General features: G+C 39.4%; 22 protein-coding genes. 12 read left to right on the plus strand and 10 right to left on the minus strand.

Annotated features, from left to right (window positions below):
• Positions 1-41: 41 nt before the first annotated feature.
• From ACOI22_RS16820 to ACOI22_RS16835, 4 genes are all read left to right on the plus strand, one after another.
• Complete coding sequence (locus ACOI22_RS16820) at positions 42-2177, plus strand: sensor domain-containing diguanylate cyclase (RefSeq protein ID WP_420673302.1); 2136 nt, start codon at positions 42-44, stop codon at positions 2175-2177.
• Positions 2178-2241: 64 nt separating this feature from the next.
• Entirely contained in the window at positions 2242-3165 is a 924-nt protein-coding gene (locus ACOI22_RS16825; RefSeq protein WP_420673303.1) for an acyltransferase, read from the plus strand.
• Positions 3158-4057, plus strand: coding sequence for an acyltransferase (locus ACOI22_RS16830; protein WP_420673304.1), 900 nt, complete (start codon positions 3158-3160; stop codon positions 4055-4057). The genes ACOI22_RS16825 and ACOI22_RS16830 overlap by 8 nt, the downstream gene beginning before the upstream one ends.
• Complete coding sequence (locus ACOI22_RS16835) at positions 4047-5309, plus strand: mechanosensitive ion channel family protein (protein ID WP_420673305.1); 1263 nt, start codon at positions 4047-4049, stop codon at positions 5307-5309. Before ACOI22_RS16830 ends, ACOI22_RS16835 begins: the two co-directional genes overlap by 11 nt.
• A gap of 31 nt (positions 5310-5340) precedes the next feature.
• Here the strand turns inward: ACOI22_RS16835 and ACOI22_RS16840 are convergent, their stop codons facing one another.
• Entirely contained in the window at positions 5341-5532 is a 192-nt protein-coding gene (locus ACOI22_RS16840) for a hypothetical protein (RefSeq protein WP_420673306.1), read from the minus strand.
• Positions 5533-5841: 309 nt separating this feature from the next.
• Between ACOI22_RS16840 and ACOI22_RS16845 the strand changes: the two genes are divergently transcribed.
• Together ACOI22_RS16845 and ACOI22_RS16850 are read left to right on the plus strand one after the other, a co-directional pair.
• Positions 5842-6621, plus strand: coding sequence for a DUF2884 family protein (locus ACOI22_RS16845; protein ID WP_420673307.1), 780 nt, complete (start codon positions 5842-5844; stop codon positions 6619-6621).
• Between the two features lie 7 nt (positions 6622-6628).
• On the plus strand, positions 6629-7504 hold the full coding sequence (locus ACOI22_RS16850) for a hypothetical protein (protein ID WP_420673308.1): 876 nt from the start codon (positions 6629-6631) through the stop codon (positions 7502-7504).
• A 29-nt stretch (positions 7505-7533) separates the two neighbouring features.
• Here ACOI22_RS16850 and ACOI22_RS16855 read toward each other — a convergent pair whose 3' ends face one another.
• From ACOI22_RS16855 to ACOI22_RS16865, 3 genes are all read right to left on the minus strand, one after another.
• Complete coding sequence (locus tag ACOI22_RS16855; protein ID WP_420673309.1) at positions 7534-8955, minus strand: sodium-dependent transporter; 1422 nt, start codon at positions 8953-8955, stop codon at positions 7534-7536.
• Between the two features lie 111 nt (positions 8956-9066).
• Positions 9067-9792, minus strand: a complete 726-nt coding sequence (locus ACOI22_RS16860; RefSeq protein WP_420673310.1) for an SDR family NAD(P)-dependent oxidoreductase — start codon at positions 9790-9792, stop codon at positions 9067-9069.
• A gap of 37 nt (positions 9793-9829) precedes the next feature.
• On the minus strand, positions 9830-10219 hold the full coding sequence (locus ACOI22_RS16865; RefSeq protein WP_420673311.1) for a thiol-disulfide oxidoreductase DCC family protein: 390 nt from the start codon (positions 10217-10219) through the stop codon (positions 9830-9832).
• A 125-nt stretch (positions 10220-10344) separates the two neighbouring features.
• On the opposite strand from ACOI22_RS16865, the gene msrA reads away from it, so the two are divergent.
• Complete coding sequence (gene msrA, locus ACOI22_RS16870; RefSeq protein ID WP_420673312.1) at positions 10345-10878, plus strand: peptide-methionine (S)-S-oxide reductase MsrA; 534 nt, start codon at positions 10345-10347, stop codon at positions 10876-10878.
• A gap of 50 nt (positions 10879-10928) precedes the next feature.
• Here msrA and ACOI22_RS16875 read toward each other — a convergent pair whose 3' ends face one another.
• Together ACOI22_RS16875 and ACOI22_RS16880 are read right to left on the minus strand one after the other, a co-directional pair.
• Positions 10929-11597, minus strand: coding sequence for a glutathione S-transferase family protein (locus ACOI22_RS16875; RefSeq protein ID WP_420673313.1), 669 nt, complete (start codon positions 11595-11597; stop codon positions 10929-10931).
• A gap of 106 nt (positions 11598-11703) precedes the next feature.
• Positions 11704-12843, minus strand: a complete 1140-nt coding sequence (locus ACOI22_RS16880) for a hypothetical protein (protein ID WP_420673314.1) — start codon at positions 12841-12843, stop codon at positions 11704-11706.
• Positions 12844-13091: 248 nt separating this feature from the next.
• Between ACOI22_RS16880 and ACOI22_RS16885 the strand changes: the two genes are divergently transcribed.
• The 3 genes from ACOI22_RS16885 to ACOI22_RS16895 all read left to right on the plus strand — a co-directional run bounded on the left by ACOI22_RS16885 (position 13092) and on the right by ACOI22_RS16895 (position 16069).
• Positions 13092-14990, plus strand: coding sequence for an alkaline phosphatase family protein (locus ACOI22_RS16885; RefSeq protein WP_420673315.1), 1899 nt, complete (start codon positions 13092-13094; stop codon positions 14988-14990).
• 32 nt (positions 14991-15022) lie between these two features.
• A complete protein-coding gene (fldB, locus tag ACOI22_RS16890) occupies positions 15023-15577 on the plus strand; it encodes a flavodoxin FldB (protein ID WP_420673316.1) in 555 nt (184 codons plus the stop codon).
• Positions 15578-15664: 87 nt separating this feature from the next.
• Positions 15665-16069: an ExbD/TolR family protein gene (locus ACOI22_RS16895; RefSeq protein ID WP_420673317.1), complete on the plus strand. Its 405-nt coding sequence runs from the start codon at positions 15665-15667 to the stop codon at positions 16067-16069.
• Between the two features lie 101 nt (positions 16070-16170).
• Here the strand turns inward: ACOI22_RS16895 and ACOI22_RS16900 are convergent, their stop codons facing one another.
• The 3 genes from ACOI22_RS16900 to ACOI22_RS16910 form a co-directional block, all read right to left on the minus strand.
• On the minus strand, positions 16171-16719 hold the full coding sequence (locus tag ACOI22_RS16900; RefSeq protein ID WP_420673318.1) for a YgjV family protein: 549 nt from the start codon (positions 16717-16719) through the stop codon (positions 16171-16173).
• A gap of 84 nt (positions 16720-16803) precedes the next feature.
• Positions 16804-17166: a hypothetical protein gene (locus tag ACOI22_RS16905; RefSeq protein ID WP_420673319.1), complete on the minus strand. Its 363-nt coding sequence runs from the start codon at positions 17164-17166 to the stop codon at positions 16804-16806.
• Between the two features lie 159 nt (positions 17167-17325).
• Positions 17326-17955 (minus strand): NAD(P)H-binding protein, encoded by a 630-nt coding sequence (locus ACOI22_RS16910; RefSeq protein ID WP_420673320.1) that lies wholly within the window; start codon positions 17953-17955, stop codon positions 17326-17328.
• Between the two features lie 58 nt (positions 17956-18013).
• Between ACOI22_RS16910 and ACOI22_RS16915 the strand changes: the two genes are divergently transcribed.
• Positions 18014-20221, plus strand: a complete 2208-nt coding sequence (locus ACOI22_RS16915) for a DPP IV N-terminal domain-containing protein (protein WP_420673321.1) — start codon at positions 18014-18016, stop codon at positions 20219-20221.
• Between the two features lie 55 nt (positions 20222-20276).
• On the opposite strand, the gene ACOI22_RS16920 is transcribed toward ACOI22_RS16915, so the two are convergent.
• Positions 20277-20651, minus strand: coding sequence for a PH domain-containing protein (locus ACOI22_RS16920; protein ID WP_420673322.1), 375 nt, complete (start codon positions 20649-20651; stop codon positions 20277-20279).
• Between the two features lie 171 nt (positions 20652-20822).
• On the opposite strand from ACOI22_RS16920, the gene ACOI22_RS16925 reads away from it, so the two are divergent.
• On the plus strand, positions 20823-21854 hold the full coding sequence (locus ACOI22_RS16925; RefSeq protein ID WP_420673323.1) for a serine/threonine dehydratase: 1032 nt from the start codon (positions 20823-20825) through the stop codon (positions 21852-21854).
• The last annotated feature ends 13 nt before the right edge of the window (positions 21855-21867 follow it).

Below are 21867 nucleotides of genomic sequence, written 5' to 3' on the forward strand. Positions count from 1 at the left end.
GGGTGTAACATACAAGACCGGTTGAGCAAAGATGCAATTGAATGAGAAAGGTAAATCCTACTACCTCAGAATACGTGCAAATAAGCCTCTTATTATCAGTGCTTACGGTAGCGATTAACCTTTTCTTAACAGTGGCGGCAATTGGCGACACTTACCTCTTTTTCGGTTCAACCTTTGTATTTATCGGCATGTTAATTCTGCCTTTTCCCTATGTTATTTCTATTGCTTTTGCTTGCTTATTTAGCCTCCATATTCAAGGCGTAGATCCTCTTTTAATTGCCCTAACAGCCGGTCAATTTGCATTTATTCAAGTGCTGGTTGCGCGCGGCATTATGATGTTATTGGCTTCATTTCTATTTTGGCTGTTACTGGGTGGCCCTTTAGCGTTACTTTTTTATCACTTGCACATATTCGATTTGCCTGGTGCAAGCATTGTGCTAACAACTAAAAGCGTGTTTAACGGTATTTTAAACGCAGCTATAGCGGTTACCTTAGTAGCCATTATACCCGTGTCTCTTATTGAGGAACGTAATAATAAACAACAGCGCTTGTCTGCAAAAATCTTTGCGGTATGTGCGTCAACTTTGGTGCTGCCACTGTTGATTTCTAGTTTTTTATTTATGACGCAATCAGTTGAATCCACACAAGTCTCTATGAAACATAAGCTTTATAGCACCTCTCAGATTATGAGTCTGTATACTGATAACTATATTTTGAAACACACCACGATTATTGAGCAACTTGCCAATTCTATATCTGATAACGAGTCTGTTGAACATACGCAGTCGTTAATTACCAAGACACAAAAAATGCATCCCTCATTTTTTAATATCACTACCTCTGATGCTTTGGGGCAACTTACGTTTTTCGCTCCAATTAAATTTAATAATTTATTGACTACACTACCTAAAGAGCAGCTGTCGGTGCTTGATAGAGACTATTTTCACCAAGCTAAGAAGTTGGATGCCACTTATGTCTCTCAAGGTATGTTAAGTAAAGGCATTATTCGTGCGGCAATGGTTGTCTTTTCCGCGCCAGTTTACCGAGCAGAGAAATTTTCTGGCATATTACTCGGCACAATAAACTTATCGTCGGTAAACCCACTCACCGCTAACCTTGACAGCATTAGTGAACAAAACATTGTTATAATTACAGATAAAAACCACAAAATTTTGTTCTCTAACAACGAAAATATGAATACTCTACTGGAAAAGTTTAGTTATAAAGTAAAGCAAAGTAAGTTGCTAAATGACCTTCCCTTATTAGACCATAATAATAAACAGTACATATTTGGCCAAAGTGTTAACCAACAGGGCTGGCATATATATGTTCTAAATGACGGGGCGTTCATTTCACAATCTATTCGCAATCAGACAATATATGTCGCTATAGGTATAGGTTTAACGTTCACGTGCTTCTTACTATTCGCTTATCGTCTTTCAAATAGAATTACAGCACCACTGGTTTCTTTACTTGAAGATGAGCAAACGTTTACTAATGCGCAACTACAATCTCAATCTACCAGCGTAGAGATTTCCAGCATGGCGAGAAAACTAAAACGTTCTAGCTATTTGATGAAAAACTTTGAAGACAGATTAAACGCAAAGGTAGAAGAAAAGACTGATGAACTGGAACAACTTAATCTACAACTGGCTGAGCAGGCTCGCAAAGATAGCCTAACAGGCTTATTTAATCGCACCGGCTTTTCTGAATTGGCCAGTGCAGCTATTAAGACCAACTACAGGCTTGAGAAAGCGTTTTCTTTACTTATATTAGATTTAGATAATTTTAAAACGATTAATGACACATACGGGCATCCTTTGGGAGACAAATGCTTAGTTGCGTTTTCTGAATTAATGAAAGAGTACTGCAAGCGTGACACCGACATAATTGGACGATACGGCGGCGAAGAGTTTGTGGTATATATTTCGGGAGAAGATATCACCGCACAGCACGATATAGTGAATGAAATCCATCAAAAAACACGCTCTATTTCAATATATGATGAGGCCTCACAAACATACCTTACATTTACGGTGAGTATAGGCGTTTGTACCATTTTGCCCCCTGTACAGCTGAGCTTAGAGCAAATGATTACCATTGCCGACGAACAGCTATATAAATGTAAGCGCAACGGAAGAGATCAAGTTTCAATTTGCGTTGTTGATAAGGTTTGAATTTATATTTTTTATCCTTTAATTAGTTTATAATTTATGGGTTTAAATAGAAGTGATGTGATAAATGAAATCAATTTTTTATACATGCAACGGCATTGTTGCAGTAGTTTTGTATTTTATAAATACGGTTTTTTGGTTTATTCCAATTATGTTTTTTTCGCTCTTTAAATTGATTCCAATCCCGTATTGGCAAAAAATTATGAGTATTATAGTTGATGAATGCGCCAGCTTTTGGATAAGCGTGAATGGACTTAATCAACGCATCTTTTCACGCACGTCTATACACATCACAAAACCCTCTCATCTCAGTACTGAACAATGGTATTTGGTAATAGCAAATCATCAGTCATGGGTAGATATTTTAGTCTTGCAAGGTGTGTTTAATCGTCAAATTCCATTTTTAAAATTCTTTTTAAAGAAAAGCTTATTGTACGTTCCTATTCTTGGCTTAGCTTGGTGGGGTTTGGATTTTCCATTTATGCAGCGTTATTCGAAAAAATTCTTAGAAAAAAATCCGCATCTGAAAGGGGCCGATTTAAAGACGACCCAAAAGGCATGTGAAATATTTAGGCACAAGCCTGTGAGTATTATGAACTTTGTTGAAGGAACCAGAATTACGCCTAAAAAGCAAAGCTCAAAATTGAGCAAGCAATTAAACCTTAGCCATACATTGCCCCCTAAGTCTGGTGGTATTGCTTTTGTGTTAAACGCAATGGGTGAACAGCTAACGCAATTAGTTAATGTAACCATTTACTACCCCAAAGGAATTCCCAGTTATTGGGATTTTATTTGCGGTAAAGTCAAAGATATAGTGGTGGATATTGATACGATTGATATAAAGACTCTATATCAGAACAATATTTATTCTCCCGAATATTTTGAAAATGACCAGCAAAAACAAGTGTTTCAAAACTGGTTAAACAAGCTTTGGCAAGAAAAAGATAATAAGCTAAAACAGCTTGAAAAGGAGTATCACTTTAGTGAATAAATTGCGGGCATTGATTGTTTTCCCAATTCATCTGTGTTTTCAACTGGTTAATTTAGCTTTGTGGGGCGGTTTAATCATTCTGTTTGGTTGTTTACGATTTTTGTTGCCCTTTCAAAGCATGAATGCCTTGCTGCTGAATGTTATGCATCGGCTTTATTTATCTTTTGGTATATTGAGCGTTGCTTTGATCAAAATATTTAACCGTATTGAAATTCGCATAGATATTGACGAGCCCCTATCCAAGCAGAAGTGGTATTTAATCACGGCGAATCATATAAGTTACTTAGATATTATTCTGCTCATTGATTTTTGTGCTCCACGCATACCGCCACCTAAGTTTTTTCTTAAAAAAGAACTTATATGGCTTCCTTTTGTTGGCTTGGCAGCCTGGGCACTAGACATGCCGTTTATGCGCCGCTACACGCAGGCATACCTAGAAAAGCATCCTCAACTACGCGGCAAAGATATTGAAACCACACGAGCATCGTGTAGTAAATTTATTAACCGCCCTACTACCGTAATTAACTTTGTTGAAGGCACTCGTTTTACCGAAGCTAAACATGCTAGAACTAAGAGTAAGTTTAGCCACTTGCTGCAGCCTAAAGCCGGCGGCATAGCATTTACGCTCTCGGCAATGGGTGAATTGTTTAGCAATGTACTTGATATTACATTAGCCTACCCTAATTCTTCACATCCTATGATGGATATGCTTTGCGGTCGAATGACAAGTATTATAATAGATGTGAGAACACTGCCTGTTACTAATGAACTCATTGGTGACTACTTTAATAACCCCAATTTTCAATCTAATTTTCGTGGTTGGTTAAACGAACTTTGGAAAGGAAAGAACGAACGCATGAAGGCGTGGATGGCAAGTTACAGTGCAAAATAATATTCAAGCTATTCATAACAGTATCCAAGAGGTGTTGGCCCAGCTTGGATTAGAGTTAGCTAACGATAGCTGGTTATTTATAGCTATATGCGTTGGTATGCTATTATTCGCGGCAATTAGCTCATACATACTAACTCGCTTTTTCCTTCATTTTAAAGTGGTTCGTTTAGTTGGCGCAACGAAAGTATCTTGGGATGATGATCTGGTTGATCACGGTGTATTTAGGCGAATTGCCCACGTTGTTCCTGGCCTGTGCTTATATGCAGGGAAATATGCGCTTATTAGCCCTGAATGGCCTATTTTCAATCTAATTTCTATAATAGGTAGCTTGTATCTTATTTTCGCCTTCTATATGGTGTTACAAGCCGCGCTTACCTCAGGCGAAGCTATATATACGAAGTCGGTGCTGTCACAAAAAGCCCCCATTACCGGCTTCATTCAGGTTGCTCGATTAATTCTTACTCTGGCCCTCATTTTTCTAATCATCTCCTTATTGTTGGATAAAAGCCCCATTTACTTATTATCGGGTTTAACCGCTGTTGCTGCGGTGCTCTTGTTAATATTTAGAGATACAATATTGGGTTTTGTATCAGGTATACAAATTGCCGCCAACAGAATGTTTAATACCGGCGATTGGATAGAAATCCCTAAATACGGGGTTGATGGTGATATTATAGAAATTGGCTTGACCGTTGTTAAAGTGCAAAACTGGGATAAAACAATATCGACCATTCCTACTTACGCACTTACCGCTGATGCAGTTAAAAACTGGCGAGGCATGACAACGTCCGGCGGTAGACGAATTAAACGCTCTATTTACATTGATATGCGTACGATTGGATTTGCCAGCCCTGAAATGCTAGAAAAATGGGGGAAGTTGAAATTACTCACCCATTATTTAGCTGACAAAAAGATGCAATTAGACGAAGATGAATTGCAATGCAAATCAGCCTCACTAGACATAATTAACAGCCGAAAGTTAACCAATATTGGCACGTTTAGAGCTTACGTAAATGCGTATTTAAAGCAGCATAGTGAAGTCAACAAAGAGATGACGTGCATGGTGCGCCAACTTCAGGCAAGCGAAACGGGTTTACCTATTGAAATATATTGTTTTAGTAAAAATAAAAATTGGGTTGAATATGAGCATATTCAATCAGAGATTTTTGACCATTTATTCGCAATTTTACCTGTATTCTCGCTTTCGCCTTATCAGCGTGTTAGCAATACCGTACGAAAAAGCCAGCTATAAGCTGGCTTTTATCTATAAAATGATAAGAGATTTATGCGCTTGCAAAGGCCAATAAAGCGGTAATTGCTAAGCCTGATACCCCAAAAAAGCCATACTCAATACGCTCTTTGATTGCCTCAGCACCACTTTTGTCTGATAAGAAGCTCATTACAATACAAGATAAGCCTAATACTAGGGCTAGCATCATGGCTCCAGACAACACGGTAGTTAATAATTCGTTCATATATGTTTCCTGATAACAATTTTAAGTATTATGCCTTAAAGTATTGCGCAAGCCTATGCCGCAACACTACTTTTTACAAAGTTTATGATCTTGGTCAATTTAGCGATATATTCGCTTATTTTATACAATGTTACGAATTTACACGGCGCACAGAAGTGAGAAAACAATTAAACCACTGAATTTTAATGCTTTTATTATTGGCACTGCGTTTGCTTATGCTTCTACATTAGATTGTAAAAACACCTTATATGCATTTAACTCCATATGGGTATAGCATATGTTTAGCAGGATAACCTCAAAAGGATAATTATGAAAAATTTTACGCTTCCATTAGTAGCTTTCGTAAGTAGCGCGTTTATTGCTTTTAGCGCACAAGCTCAATCATTTAGTAACAATCAGTGTAATGCTGATTTTAAAGGTGATGTTGTATTTGAAAACAACCTTTTACAAGTATTTCCAACCAAGCAGCAGGTAGTTACATTTAATAGCGCTGGAAAAGTAACGGTGGATGGCTCTCAAATTAGCCTTAGCAGTGCACAAACTGATTATGCAAAAGCCTATTACGCAAATGCAGAAGCAGCCATTCCTATTGTGGTAGATATTAGTAGCGAAGCCATTCAGATTGCAAATGTTTCATTGTCGGAAACAGCCATTGGAATACTAGGCCCGAATACTAAACTGCCCAAAATGATTGATACTAAGCTAATGGCCATTAGTGAAGCTATTAAAGGCCACGTATACGCTAATCCAGACTCTTTAACATTTAAAAGCGCACAATTAGAAAAAGACCTTGGCGGCAATGAAGGCTTTGATGATGAAATAAGCAAAGTTACCACCGAGATGACCGCGGCTTTTACCGCTGAATTATTACAATCAGTAATGAGTGGTAAAACAAACTTTGAAGATGTTGAGAAGCGTTTAGAAAGTTTGGGCGAAGAAATTGAAGAAAAAGCTGAAGCGCTGGCCGAACAACTAGAAGATAAAACAAAGCTTTTATGTGAAAAACTAGAAGCCATTGATACAGCTGAAACTGAGCTACAAAGCATAAGTGCCTTAAGTAATCTCAATATTATTGTAGTGGGAAAATAAGCTTTCCATGGTAAAAATTGTAAAGCAAAAGAAGCTTCATATTGTTGGTCTTGGCTGGCTAGGGTTTCCTCTAGCCAAGCGCATGCAAAGCAAAGGTTATAGCGTGTCTGGCACTGTGCAATCGGCCCAGAAGCAAGCTAATGTAGCCTCGCTACTGCCTAATGTTACTTGTGATGTTTTCCAGCTGTATAGTGAATGCAATATCAATCAAGCGCGCTGTGCTGGCGGTGCGCTTGTGCTCAATGTTCCGCCTGGTAGACGAAATTTTTGCAGCAAAACCTACACCACAGCAATGATAAAGCTCATTGATGATGCCTTTAATGCTGGATTGCAATACCTTTGCTTTATCAGTACAACGTCTGTATTTAATGGAACGCTAGGCGTAATTAACAATAATACCGACCTTGCACCTTTAAGTGATTCAGCGAAAGCTCACGTCATCATTGAACAGCATTTGCTTAATACTTATCCCAATATGCACAGCGTTGTTAGGCCAGGTGGCTTAGTAGGGCCTAAGGTGTATGAATCAAGCAAAAGCGCGAATCCGCAAGCCGAATATCGACATCCAATTTTCACCTTGTGTAACAAACAAGATATAAGCAGCGGGCACGAATCTATCAACTTAGTTCATCTTGATGATATGTTGAATGTACTTGGTAAGTTGATAGATAAGCAAAGCTTGGGGAGGTTTAACGTAACGGCTGCAGAACACCCTAACAAAGCGGAGTATTACCGTTGGTGTGCTAAGGCACTTGATTTGCCTGAGCCTGGTTTCATTAAAAATGAAGCAAGGCCGGCAAAAATAATAGATGCATCACAAACCTTTAGTGAACTAGGGCTTGAACTTGTACATCCAAGCCCTTACACCATGGTGCCTATATAAGATATAAGCACCCATATTTCAAATACCTATTAACCTATAAGCGCTGCACCGAAGTATTTTGCGGCAACAGTATTAATAAAGATTAGCGCTAAAATACTTGGAATGAAGGTGCCTAAAGAGAAATTGACATAGCGCTCTAAAAAGCTTTTTTGAAAATTTGGAGCGCCCTGATCGAGCTCATTATTAAACGCTACCTTTTTCCACTTATAGCTTACGAATAAGCAAATTAACAAGCCATTTAAGGGTAAAATTGTATCGTAAAAGACATCATAAACCACCTCGAAAAATGACTTCGTAGAGCCCGCATAAGTCACAAAGCTTGTGAAAAAGTCATAAAACCCAAAAGAGAAAGCACACATAAGCGAAAATATAACAAGCAACAAGCCACAAATGAGCAATGAAGGTTTACGCGATATCCCTTTTTCACTCATAAGTGATGCCACCGGCACTTCAAAAATTGACACCAACGACGTTATAGCTGCAAAAAATACCAGTAAAAAGAAGATGCTAGCAACTGTGCTTGCCCCGCCGTAACCAATGCTTTCTTGTAGCGCTAAAAATATTTGAGGTAAGTAAGAAAATATCATCGAAATAGATGATTCACTGAGTTCATTCGGATCCACATTTGGATTGAATGAGAAAATAGCGGGTAGAATCATTAAGCCAGCGGTAAAGGCAACGGCAGTATCGGTTAATGCGACTAGCTTTGCGGAGCCCGGTAAATCGGAACGTTTATCAATATAACTACCATAAGTAATCATAATCCCCATGCCTAAAGACAAAGAGAAAAATGCCTGTGAAAGCGCACCATTAACTACATTTGCATTGATTTTATCAAAGTCAGGAATAAGGTAAAACTCAAGCCCAGCCATGGCGTTGTCTCTTGTAAGAACAAATACCACCATGCCTACCAACATAACGAATAAAGCTGGCATAAGCACTTTTGCCGCTTTTTCAATTCCTTGTTTTACGCCACCTTGCAAAATCAAATAAACAATTACCAGCACACCAGCCATATAAGCAAATAAGCTATTGCCAGTAATAAAATTGCCGAAAGTAGATGGGTCTGCCAAAACGTCAAGGTTGCCAATCATACTTTCAACTAAATAACCGAAAATCCAAACAGTTATCACCAAGTAAAAAACGGCAATCATAAAAGGAGTAATAACCGATAACCAACCCGCTATTCGCCACCCGGCATTGCCTGAAGATAGCTGTGTAAGTGCGCCTAGAGGGTCTTTCTGTGATGCTCTACCAACGGTCATTTCGGCAATCATGACGGGTAAGCAAATTGCGACCACAAAAATGGCGTACATGAGCAAAAAGGCTCCCCCGCCATTTTTTGCAGCACCTACTGGGAAGCCTACTAAATTGCCTATCCCCACAGCCGAGCCGGCTGCGGCTAAAATAAAGCCTAGTTTTGAACCAAATTGCTCACGAGAACCTGCCATGAGATATCCTTTATTATTGTTTTTATTTATTGTGTTTGTTTACGGATGTTAACAGCAGTTAATAAAAAAGTCTGCACTAAAATTCGCGGTTCTCGCCCCTTATATAAGCCATTAGTAAGCGATTGTTTGACCATCCCAGTCAAAATAGTAGGGTGACTTCTCAGCCTCTAAGGTGGCTATGTGTTTAAGCAGTTGTGTTGCGGTGAAATCAGCGGTAAATAATTTTCCAGGTTTTACATTTGATTGAAAAGGCTTTGATAGCTCGGTATCTACAGTGCCGGGGTGGTAGCAAGCTAAACTCACGTTGGGCAAACGGCGCTTGTACTCAACACTGGCCGTTTTAACCAGCATATTTAAAGCGGCTTTTGATGCTCTATACCCATACCATCCGCCTAACTCGTTTTCACTAATACTGCCCACTCTGGCACTAAAAAAGACAACACTCGCTTTTTCTTTGTTAAGCACCTTAACTAGTTGCTTCATCCAAAGGGCTGGCACAATAGTATTTACACGGAAATACTCGGCTAACTGTGATGCGTTAATATCTTCTAAGCGTTTTTCTGGTTTTAACTGCACATTACCCGAGGTATGTAATACACCCGTGGTGCATATAACTTGGTCGAGGCGAATCTTTTGATCAAGTAAGTTACGCACAAAGGCTTGTACTTGTAATTCGTCACTAGAATCAAGCTCAGTATGCAATTGATTTGTGTGCTTATTGGCATATTCGTGCCTAGAAACTGTATACACTTGGGTTTGCGGAGCCGCACATATTTGATCAATAAGTGCTCTTGCAATTCCGCCATTAGCGCCAATTATTAGAATGTTTTGTGTCATATTTAATCTCTACATTTAAAAAGCCTTCGCTGGGCGCTTATAGCTTAAGATTGCAATTATTGTCGCAGCGCTTTTTACCGGTTAACCAGTACGATATTTTGTAGCGGTTGCGGGCAAACACTAAGTAAGCTTTATCAGCGAAAAATCGAATAAGGGGCCAGCGCAAAGGTGCATATAGCCACCCCTTACCCACCAAACTCCATGCCTTATGAGTAGCATCTAAGCCAATAAGCATTGTGCCATCACTTTGCATGCCATGAATACGTGCGTTAAGTGCATCAAAGTCCAAATCAGGATAGTTCACGGCAAAGGTGTCATCGGTAATATCAACAAATGCCAGCTTATGTTCGTTGTTGTATTTTTTAAGGTGTGCCATTTCTTTTTCGCATAAAGGGCACAATCCATCGTAAAATATTGTGAATGCCATAAGTACTCGACGTTTATATAAAAATGTGAATAAATTAGTAATACGTAAATACGCGTTTTTAGATGACTTGAAATAAAAATAATCACACCCACTTACTTGATTAATTAGCGAAAAGGAAAAATATAATGGCAACAGAAAGTATCACATTGGCAGGCGGTTGTTTTTGGTGTATTGAGTCAGCCTTTAATAGCGTTGAAGGTGTAGTAAGTGCTTACAGCGGCTACACAAATGGTTCAGTCGACAACCCGAGTTACGAGCAAGTATGCACCGGCTCAACAGGACACACTGAAGCAGTTCAGGTGAACTTTGATACAGAGGTGATTTCTCGCCGTGAAATACTAGAGATATTTTTCGCCCTGCATGATCCAACACAATTAAACAAACAAGGTAATGATACCGGCCCTCAATATAGAGGCGGAATCTATTATGTATCGGAAGAACAAAAACACGATGCCTTCCAGATAATTGCTGAAATGACTGAACAAGAGGTATGGCCGAACCCGATTGTTACCGAAGTTGAACCATTAAGTAATTACTTTCAGGCAGAAGACTACCATCAAGATTATTTCAGTAACAATCCAGAAAATGTGTACTGCAATATGGTAGTTGCCCCCAAACTAGCTAAGTTCAAGAAAACCTTTGCGAGCAGATTGAAGTAAAGTAGACGTGCTCGTGTCAAAAGTGCCATTATTTTTACACGAGCAAAGTGTTATTTTTTAGCAAAGGCGGCTTGTAAGTATGCTTGAAATGCTGGCGTAGCCTCTTGTAAGTCAGCCGCTATAACTTGTGCTTCTGGCATGCTGTTTAAGGTTTGCATAAGCTCTTGAGCACCAGGCGCCAAGCTTAATAAGTCTATATCAAACAGTTTTTTAGCAACCGCAGATGCTAAGTTAACTGAATACATAAACATGATGTCAGCGGCGCTTATTTTATCTCCCATTAAATAGGGCGAAAATGAGGCAGTACGCGCAATAAATTGCATTCCATTTTTAAGCGCTAACTTAACTTCTTTTTTAGTTAATTCTTCACCTTGAACACCCCAAAATGCTTCGGCATGACAACGTCTTGCAGGGAGCTCAATATAAAGCTCTACCATTTTCATAAGTTCTCTTATTTGCGCTTTTTCAAAGGCATTACCCCAAATTAATGGTGACTGCGCATAGCTTTCATCTAAATATTCAAGGATTGCGTTGGTTTCGGCAATTACGCCTTCTGGCGTTTGTAGGCAAGGCACTTTTCCCGTAGGGCAAATAGCTAAATACTCAGGGCTCTGATTGGGGTAAGTGTGAACGGCTTCGTACTCAATATCTTTAATCGCCATGGCCATTTTTACCATGTTGTAGTAGTTACTTACATCAAATCCATAAAGTTTAAGCATTGTGCACCTCGTCTATTAGCTTATTAATTACACTAACATGCACTTGTGGATCTTTAATTACAAGATTTGATTATTTATACTTAACTATTCATTGAGTGAACGTTCTTTATTCCATCATTAGTTTATTTGCAGGTATTGAAAACAATAAAGGTGACATACGATCATATTTCGTTTTATCACCGGGGCATGCTTCAAGATTTGTATTGGCTGGATATACTTTCTTCCAAGGGTCATTTATTAGGTACAAGGTATCTTGATGAACCGCAATCCCTTCTATTCCCGTGATGGCGATGTTATAAGGGGCAGAGCCCTCGCACGGAGCTTTAAATACTACATCAATCACTTTGGTGGGTTGTTGCTTAGCTAAATCTACTATCCAGAGTTGATTGTCATTCCGGGCTGACAAAATCAAAATGCCTTTGCTCGCGTCATTAGGGTAATACACATCCATCCCATTAATAGGGTGATTTCCCTTAGCCACTTCAGGCAGCCATAAATTACTGTCTTTCACCGGTAAAAAAACATCGAGCGTTTTAAACATTGTATGGGTATAAGGGAGTTCAAATATACGAGGTTTCGTTTGACTGTCTTTTTCAAGGCCTAAAAATATTCGCCCATCTTTGCTTATTGTAATCCCTTCAATACCATCATTTGGAAAGTTACCTACCGCATCACTGGCAGCAAATTGAAGTGCACGAACCCCAACTATGAGTAAGTTATCATCTTGTTGACTCACCTTTACTAAAAGGCTTGGGTGTTCTGTAGAGCCGCTATTAGCAAAGCGTTGTTTACAAGCGTCAGAGTATTCCCCTGAACGGGTTGCATCTTCAGTCACGAGTAGCCATGAATTAGGCTCACCCGGTATACTTACCAAGCCCTCGTAGTCAGGTCGTGCGTTTAAATATGATGCAAAACAACTGGCCTGTAGTGCTTCGCTTAACACAAAAGGCCCTAGTTTCCCCACCACTTCCCCTGTTTGAGGCTGAATCATGTGTAGCTTCTTTATTTGCGAATCATGAGCGCTTCCATCTGACACACTAAAGAGTTTGCCATCAAAGTAGCTTAAACCCGATGTTTGTGGGTCTAACATGCTGCTATTGTCAGCCTCGAGTATCCACTTACCCGACGTTTCAATGGGCTGCGCTATTTTTATTTGTTTGTCAGATGCTATACATGCGCTTAACATTGCACCTAGCACAATTATTGATAAGCGCATAAAATCACTCGTTACGTGATTTAAAGACATAATTTCATTCCTTAAAATGATAAATTGGAACGCCCCAAAGGCATCAACAAACAATAATCTTATTGTTAAATAATAGCTAAACCGTAACTTAAGCTAGCATATAGTCAATAGCAATCTTATGAATTATAAGTAGAATAAAGAAAATAGTGACACTGATCCTAAACTTACTGATATCGTAAATTAATGTTAAAGGGCAAGGGAAATAGTAGTTAAAGAATATAAACGCGCGAATAGGATGTCTTGTAAGCATGTTGGAAAGTAAAACCGAACTTCCGCTTATTTTAGCGGGCCCAATAGTGCGCCACGTTGCTCACGATACCTTTACCCTATGGCTAGCCTCTAGTGAAGATATTAAGGTTAATGTAGCCCTTTATCCCAATAATTGTGAATCGCCCCTTTGTTCCTATGAACAAAATGGGGCAAAACAAGTGTCGACGCCTGTAGGCGAACACTGCTTCATACATAGCATTGTACTTAAGCAAAACGATTTGTTTGAAAATGGCAATATATATGAATTTGATGTACAAGTAGCAAACAACACTAATACTCATTTACTCAGCGAGTTATTGCCCAATTTGCTGTACGAAGGTCAGACGCGATTTTCATTTAAGTTTGCAACAAAATTGAGCCAAGTTATACATGGCTCATGCCGTAAAGCTCATTTCACAGCTGATGACGCCCTGCCCCAGTTAGATGCGCTCATTGCGAAAAGCATTAACACCCCAGCAAGCGCCCAGCGCCCTGACCTAGTATTGTTTACGGGTGATCAAGTGTATGTAGATGACGTTGCAGGCCCTATGCTGTGTGCGATAAAGCAAATAATAAAGCGTTTGGGCTTATTTCATGAAAGTTTTGAAGACAGTACCGTTAAATCATCTGAAGATTTATTTGACCACCCCGACTCATACTATAAACGTGAACATTTATTGCCCGATACTGAAGCGAATGAAGATTTAACTGAAGCTTTTTTCAGGGGCAAACGCAAACCCGTTTTTACGTCAGTGAATGCTAAAAACCACCTAATTGCCTTAAACGAAATGATTGCGCTTTATTTATTGTCATGGTCGTCACGTTTATGGCCGTTTGTAGACACGAATAAAGCCAAGGTGGATGACGAGTTTCAAGAAACCTATCAACAAGAGCAAAAAAGTATCGCCAATTTTGCCAAAGGCTTAGCGCAGGTTGAACGTGCCATGGCGCATATTCCCATTTATATGATTTTTGATGACCATGACGTAACCGATGATTGGAATTTGACTCGCTCATGGGAAGAGCATGTATACGAAAACAGCTTTTCAAGGAGAATAGTAGGAAATGCCTTAATTGCATACTTACTTTGCCAAGGGCTTGGCAATCCAGAGCATACTTGGACACCTTTGCTAGATAACCTTGAGCAAACATTTTCACCCAGTGGTATTAACAAGCACGACGAATTTATTAATACGGTTTTAAAATTTCATGCTTGGCAATACAGCCTTGACACAAGCCCTCCAATTCAAGTGCTTGATACAAGAACCCAGCGGTGGCAAAGCGAAACGAACGCAAAGAAACCATCAGGACTAATGACATGGGAATCGCTGTGCGAATTGCAACATGAACTAATTGGAAAAGAGTCAGTTATTATGGTGTCAGCAGCCCCTGTATACGGCGTAAAGTTTATTGAGGCTATTCAGCGTATATTTATTACCTTTGGTGGCGCTTTAATGGTAGATGCTGAAAACTGGATGGCGCACCGAGGAACCGCGCGCGTAATGTTAAATATATTCACGCACACAAAAACACCGCCTCATTTCATAATACTATCGGGCGATGTGCACTATTCTTTTGTATATGATGTGAGCCTGCGGTTTAGAAAAAACAGCCCTAAAATTACGCAATTTACCTGCTCTGGTATTCATAACCAGTTTCCCGATAAATTATTGTCATGGTTTGAGCGCTTCAACCGCTGGTTTTATAGTCATAGATCGCCGCTCAACGCCCTTACTAAACGCCGAAATATGTCAATCAAAGAACGAGAAAATGATGTCGATCATAAAGATGTGTACAACGGTACAAGTTTAGGCCTGCTGGAACTTGACGAAAATGGTCATGAAAAAGCATGTAAACTAGTATTAGCTAACGGTGATGTAGTAACATTTATTAAATAACGATGTATTAAAATGACAGGTAAACCCGCAATATGAGTTCAAGCTCAAACATAGCTATATTCTATGGCTCAACAACCTGCTATACGGAAATGGCAGCAGAAAAAATTCAGCAGCAATTACAAGCCTTGCTTAATATTCAAATTCCTATGTTTGATATTAAAGATGTTTCTTTAAGCAAAACAAAAGAATTTGATATTATTCTATTTGGCATTTCCACATGGGATTTTGGTGAGCTCCAAGAAGACTGGGAGTCAAGCTGGGGAGACATAGCCGGTGTAGATTTAACTCACAAGACCATTGCATTATTTGGCCTTGGTGATCAATTAGGCTACGCCGATTGGTTTCAAGATGCATTAGGTATGCTGCATGATGAAATTATTGTGAAAGATTGTGACCTTGTAGGTTATTGGCCGAATGAAGGTTATGATTTTATCGCCTCAAAGGGCCTAACTGATGATAAACAGTTTTTTGTGGGGCTTTCATTAGATGATGAAAATCAGTTTGAGCAAAGCGATGAACGCATAAAAGTGTGGTGTAAGCACTTAGTTGAGCATTTTAACGACGAAAACTTAGTCAAAATACCCTAATTTGTATGTGAAATTTACAAATACCCCCTATTCATTTTCTGCTGAATAGTTATACTATGGGTATCAAATAAGAAGAAGAGCAATCCAATGAAGAGAAAAAAGCATACCGCCGGTGATGATGACGCGGCAATCGACATGACTCCTATGCTAGACATAGTTTTCATTATGTTGATATTTTTCATCGTAACAACTACCTTTTCTAATGAAAAAGGTTTATCTGCTAACCGTCCTGAAAATAACCAGAACCAAAGCAAGCCAAGTAAGTCTTTATCTATCCGTATTGATGACCAAGGTCAAATATACATGGGTGGACGCGTAGTTGATATTAGACGAGTTGTTGCTAACACGCAGACTTTCCTTGCTGAAAACAACACTGAATCAGCGGCTATCCAAGCCCATGAAAATACCGAGCATGGTGTTGTGGTGAGTGTTATGGACCAAGTAAAGCAAGCTGGCATTGTAAATGTTTCGGTACTTGTTAAGAAAGGCTAAGATTTAAGCATTTCTAAAATTATAAAAGCCAGTTTTATTTAATAAAACTGGCTTTTTGCTTTTCTGACGATTGAGCCTCCGTTTTCACGTCTACTCTTTAGTTACTGGTCTAACTCTACAGTAGCTTTATCCAGTTTTTGCTGTTTACGTTTATCTCTATAAAGAGTATAAAAAATACTGCACAAATTAGTTACGTTGAACACTGTACCAAAAATACTGCCCACTAAAACCGTATAGATTAAACCGAGTGATTCCGCCGCAATGAACCACTGCCTAATTCTGACTGCGCTAGTTAGAATTATTGAGCCAACAGTAAATAATATAGAACTACTGTAAGCAAATAAGATAATCCAACTGCTGCCTAAGAAAAACCATTCATATATGAAGAACCCAAGGTTAGCCGCTATAAAGAAAACAAGAATCTGAATGCCTCGGTGCCTCATGGCAATAATATTTCGCGCACATGCTAGCGCGCAGCTTATTCCAGCCGCTATTGCATCAATAAGAAAGAAATGTGTGCTAACCGCTAATAAGGCTAAAGCCGATATAAATCGATAACGATTAATATCTTGCTGACGATACCCAATAAAGTTTAACACCACAGCCGCTGCGCCAAATGCCTCCGCAATAAGGATTTGGTAATCAAACAAAGTACTCTCCTAACATCACCAGTAAAAACGCCCCATAAAAAGGGGCGTATTATGCAGATTTACCATCAAAAGACCAAGGTTTTATCAGTGCTCCTGCCTTGAAAACCAATCTTCGTAGCTTAAATAGAAACTTTCATCAATACAATCAGCAGGATAAGCATACAAGCCAAAACGCTCGCCTTCCTGGTGGGTTAACACAACTGCAAACTTTGGTGACTCAGCAAGGGGTTTTTGCATAGGGTCCCAAATAGGCACCTCGTATTTCCCTAGCTTTAATATGGGCACGTCAACCCCGTTTATTTCGGTGTAGTGGTCGGGTATTGGATCAGGAATGGTGGCATATATACAATGAAATGGAATATTGACTTGAATGCCATCCCACCAGAAACGCGCTACTTTAATTTTATCAAACAAGTTCGATACTGCTTTCGGTATTGCTATATTCATGGTGCTTTCCTTCTTCTGCCATTATAGGAGTAAAAAATTACACGCTTTGATTCATATGTCTCTCAGTTAAATCGTGATTGTTACCTTATATATATCCACCAACTAGGTGCTTTACTTTAATAAATTTATACGCAAAAACGTATCAATGGATTTAACTTCTTAAAAAACTTGTAAATTAATCATTTGGTAGGACACATCATGTGCGCTTACCGGTTTGTACTTTGCTAAAGATCCTAGCAATATAGGTGAAACTGCTGAAAACAACTTTATACCCAATGACTCTGCAGTTCGTTGCTCGGGCCTTTCACCTAGCAATAAGGGAGGGCGAACCGCTGCCGCATTAGGTAATTGAGGCATAGACAAAATTGCATTTTCTAACTCGCCTTTTACCCGTAAATAAAAGTGACGGCTCTTAGCATTTGCGCCTAAAGACGATATCCATACAAAACTTTTGACCCTCTGAGCGCGAGAAAGTTGCGCCGCTACATGCACATATTCAAAATCAACCTTGCGAAAAGCCGATTTAGTTTTCGCTTTTTTAAGCGTAGTGCCTAAACAACAATATACGTGATCTACGTTAAAATACCCTTGATAATCTTGTAATTCGTCAAAGTTAATCACTAAAGGTTCAATTTTTGAATGTTCATCAAAGTACGCTGACATTGGCAAAGGCGCGCGCACTAAACACGTTACGCGTGCATAACGTGGGTCTTGGCAAAGCTTATTTACTAAGGCTTTACCTACTAAGCCTGTCGCCCCAAGTACTAAAGCGTGGTATTTTTTATCCATTTAATGCTTGCTTATGTTAAGCTTTTCTTGGACTAACCATAACAACAAATAACGACTCATGAATAGACTTATACTTATATTTATTGCACTTTTTAGTGTAACGAGCCCTTCACAGGCGAACTCCCCTCTTACCATTGAACGTATTTATGCTTCTCCGTCCTTGTCTGGGTCTACCGTTCGTAATATACAAATGTCACCCGACGGCAAACGAGTAACATTTATTAAAGGCAAGCAAAGTGACTATGACAAATATGACCTTTGGGAATACAACATTGAAAGTGGAAAAACACAAAAACTTTTCGATTCAAACGATCTGCATAGCGGAGATGAAAAGCTGTCCGATGAAGAAAAGGCGCGCCGAGAAAGAATGCGTTTGTCTGGAAGTGGTATAGTCCAGTATTCGTGGTCAAGTGATGGCTCGGCTCTTTTATTTCCGCTAGCAGGTGATGCTTTTTATCATAAGATTGGTACTGAAGGCGCAAAACGTTTGCTAGCAACACCTGAGTTTGAAACTGATATTAAATTTTCGCCTAAAGGTAATTTCATATCATTTATCCGTGACCAAAACCTATATATTCTAAATATAGAAAGTGGTGAAGAAACCGCCATTACGAGTTCTGGCGGCGGCGATATTAAATTTGGCATGGCTGAATTTGTTGCACAAGAAGAAATGAGCAGAAATACAGGTTATTGGTGGTCACCAGATGAAGCTAATATTGCATTTACTAAAGTAGATGAAGCTCCTGTTGATTCAATTACTCGCTCTGAAATTTACGCTGATCGCATTGCCACCATTACCCAAAAATATCCGAAAGCGGGTACGCCAAATGTGTTGATAAAGCTAGCCGTAAGCAACATTGAATCAGCAAAAACAACGTGGGTTGATTTAGGCGATAATCAAGATATTTATCTGGCTAGAGCAAAATGGATGAACAAAGATACTCTTACGTATCAGGTTCAAACTCGTGACCAAAAAACACTTGAACTGCGCGCATTCAAATTAACTGATAACAAGCATAGCGTTTTGTTAACCGAAACAAGCGACACCTGGATAAATCTTCATGATGACCTTAGCTTCATAGAAGACCTTAAAGCGTTTATTTGGGCCTCTGAGCGTGACGGCTTTAAGCACCTTTATTTATATAATAATGAAGGAAAGTTGATTCAACAACTTACCAAAGGAGAATGGGTTGTTGAAAGTATACGTGGGCGCTCAGAGCGAGATATCTTTATTTCAGCTCGTAAAGATTCCGTATTAGAAAGCCATGTTTATAAGTTAAATTTAGATACTAAAGAGATGACGCTTCTTACCGAACTTGGTTGGTATAATATTGCGACTTTCAGCAAAGATGGTTCTATCTTCGTTAATAATCGCTCAAACGCCAACACACCGTCTCAAGTAAGCCTACATACAAACAAGGGTAAAAGACTCACCTGGTTAAACAAAAACGAAATAGATAAGAACCATCCTCTACACGCCCTTCAGGATTCATGGGTTGAGCCTAGCTTTGGCACATTTAACACGAAAGATGGCGCAGAACTTTACTACAGAATGTATACACCTGAGAACATTGATACAAAGCGTCCAGCTATTGTTTATTTGTATGGTGGTCCACATGCTCAGGTGGTCACCAACAGGTGGGGCGGGCAACGCGGCTTTCTTATGCAATACTGGGTAAGTAAAGGATATGTAGTGTTTAGCATAGACAACCGTGGCTCCAACTTCCGTGGTAAAGCGTTTGAGGATCCTATTTACAGAAAAATGGGCGATATTGAAGTCCAAGATCAAGTGGCTGGTGTTGAATTTTTGCGTAGTTTTGATTTTGTAGACCCTGCACGAGTAGGAGTTTATGGGCATAGCTACGGAGGTTATATGACCTTAATGAGCATGTTCAAGGCAAGTGATTATTTTGCCGCGGGTGTATCAGGCGCACCAGTAACGGATTGGCGTTTATATGATACTCACTACACTGAGCGCTACATGGGTAACCCACAAGAAGTTGACGAGTTTTATACAGCGTCAAGCGTGTTTCCTTATGCCAAAGATTTAAAAGGCGATTTATTAATTTATCATGGAATGGCTGATGACAACGTATTGTTCACTCACAGTACGATGCTCTATAAACACCTACAAGACCTAGCCTTGCCTTTTGAAGTGATGGATTACCCTGGGAAGAAGCATAGTATTCGCGGCAAGAATACGGGAATACACTTGTATCACACTATTACGAACTTTTTTGATAGAAACTTGCAGCCTGAAAAATAGTTTGATTGTAACAGTTAAATGCTATTTGCTGCTAATTGCAGCAAATAGCGTCTTTTTATGCGAACATCATATTTGCTAAGGTTTTTTGAACATCTGCCGCCAAAGCGCTTTTTATTTCAATTTCTAAAGCCTGAGACTGTCCTGAAACCCATACTTTAAGTTCGCAGTCAGTGTCAAAATGGCCACTGGTTTGCACGTTAAATTGCGTAATAGATTTATATGGAATACTTAAGTAGTCTACTTTTTTCCCAGTTACGCCTTGCTTGTCTATACTAATGAGCCTTTTATTCGTAAACACGTGTAGGTCACGCACCATTTTATACGCATGTGCAACTTGCTCGTTATCAGCTAGTATTTCAGCTAACTCTGCATTAATTTCTTGTGCATCCGCCTCACTCGCATTACCTAACAAACCATCTAACAATCCCATATACTACCCCTTTTCCTAATTGGTATTACTTAATTAATTGTTGGAACACTAGCACAAAATTCACGTTGTTAGAATAATGTGTTTTATTGGTGTATAAAGAAAGCTTGTTTATTCATATGGCTATTAGCGGTATGCTGTTATTACCTTATTTATAAACCAAATTAAGCGTTAATGAACAACAATTCCCGGTTACCTATTTCAAATGATGTTTGCTTTGCGGCTATAGAGCAGGCACATGCGCGTATTAAAGATAAAGTCAAACACACACCTATTTTTTCTTCGAGTTTACTTAATGATTGGCTCGGACATGAAATATTCTTTAAAGCGGAGTGCTTACAAAATGTGGGGGCATTTAAACTGCGCGGAGCGCTTAGCTTTATTACCAAGCTTGAAGAAAAAGGACAACTCCCAAAAGAAATAGTGGCCAATTCTTCTGGGAATCATGCACAAGCGGTAGCCTATGCCGCAAAGCAATACAATATTCCAGTAACGATATTTGCAAGCGATACTATTTCGCCAGTCAAAGCTGCTGCCACGCAATATTACGGCGCTAAATTAAGAACATTTAGTACACGTTTGGAAGCTGACGAAGCGGTTCAACTTGCTAGCACAAAAGCAGGAACGGTTTGGATACCACCTTTTAACCACGTTGACATTATTTGCGGGCAAGGCACTGCTGCTCTTGAAGCATTCAAAGAAATAGAAAATATAGACGCTGTATTCACGCCTTGCGGTGGAGGTGGCTTAAGTGCCGGTACCCTGATATGTGCAAAGCACTTTGCTGCCACAACCGAAGTAATAGGGGTTGAACCTGCAGCCGCAAACGATGCGGCGCAATCGTTACGAAGTGGCAAGATACAATCACTTAAGCAAACGCCTGTTACCCTCGCTGATGGCGCAGCAACACCCAAGGTAGGCGATATTACATTTCCTTTTTTGCAAAAACTGGATGGCTTTTACGAAGTATCAGAAAAACACATAGCCTACTGGACGCAATGGTTGCAACACTTGTTAAAACTACACGTTGAGCCAACTTCTGCTATGTGTATGCAGGCGAATTTCGAATGGTTGAAAAAACAAAAGAGCAAAAAGCGTGTGCTACTTATTTTGTCAGGAGGAAACATAAGTGCGCAATCAATGCAGAAAATATGGGCGCATGACTATTTAATTTCCCCTCCCATGATACAGTTAGATAAAAAATAAACGAACAAATAAC

The organism is Glaciecola sp. 2405UD65-10, from assembly GCF_048820975.1.
In the GTDB taxonomy this organism is placed as follows: Bacteria; Pseudomonadota; Gammaproteobacteria; order Enterobacterales; family Alteromonadaceae; genus Glaciecola.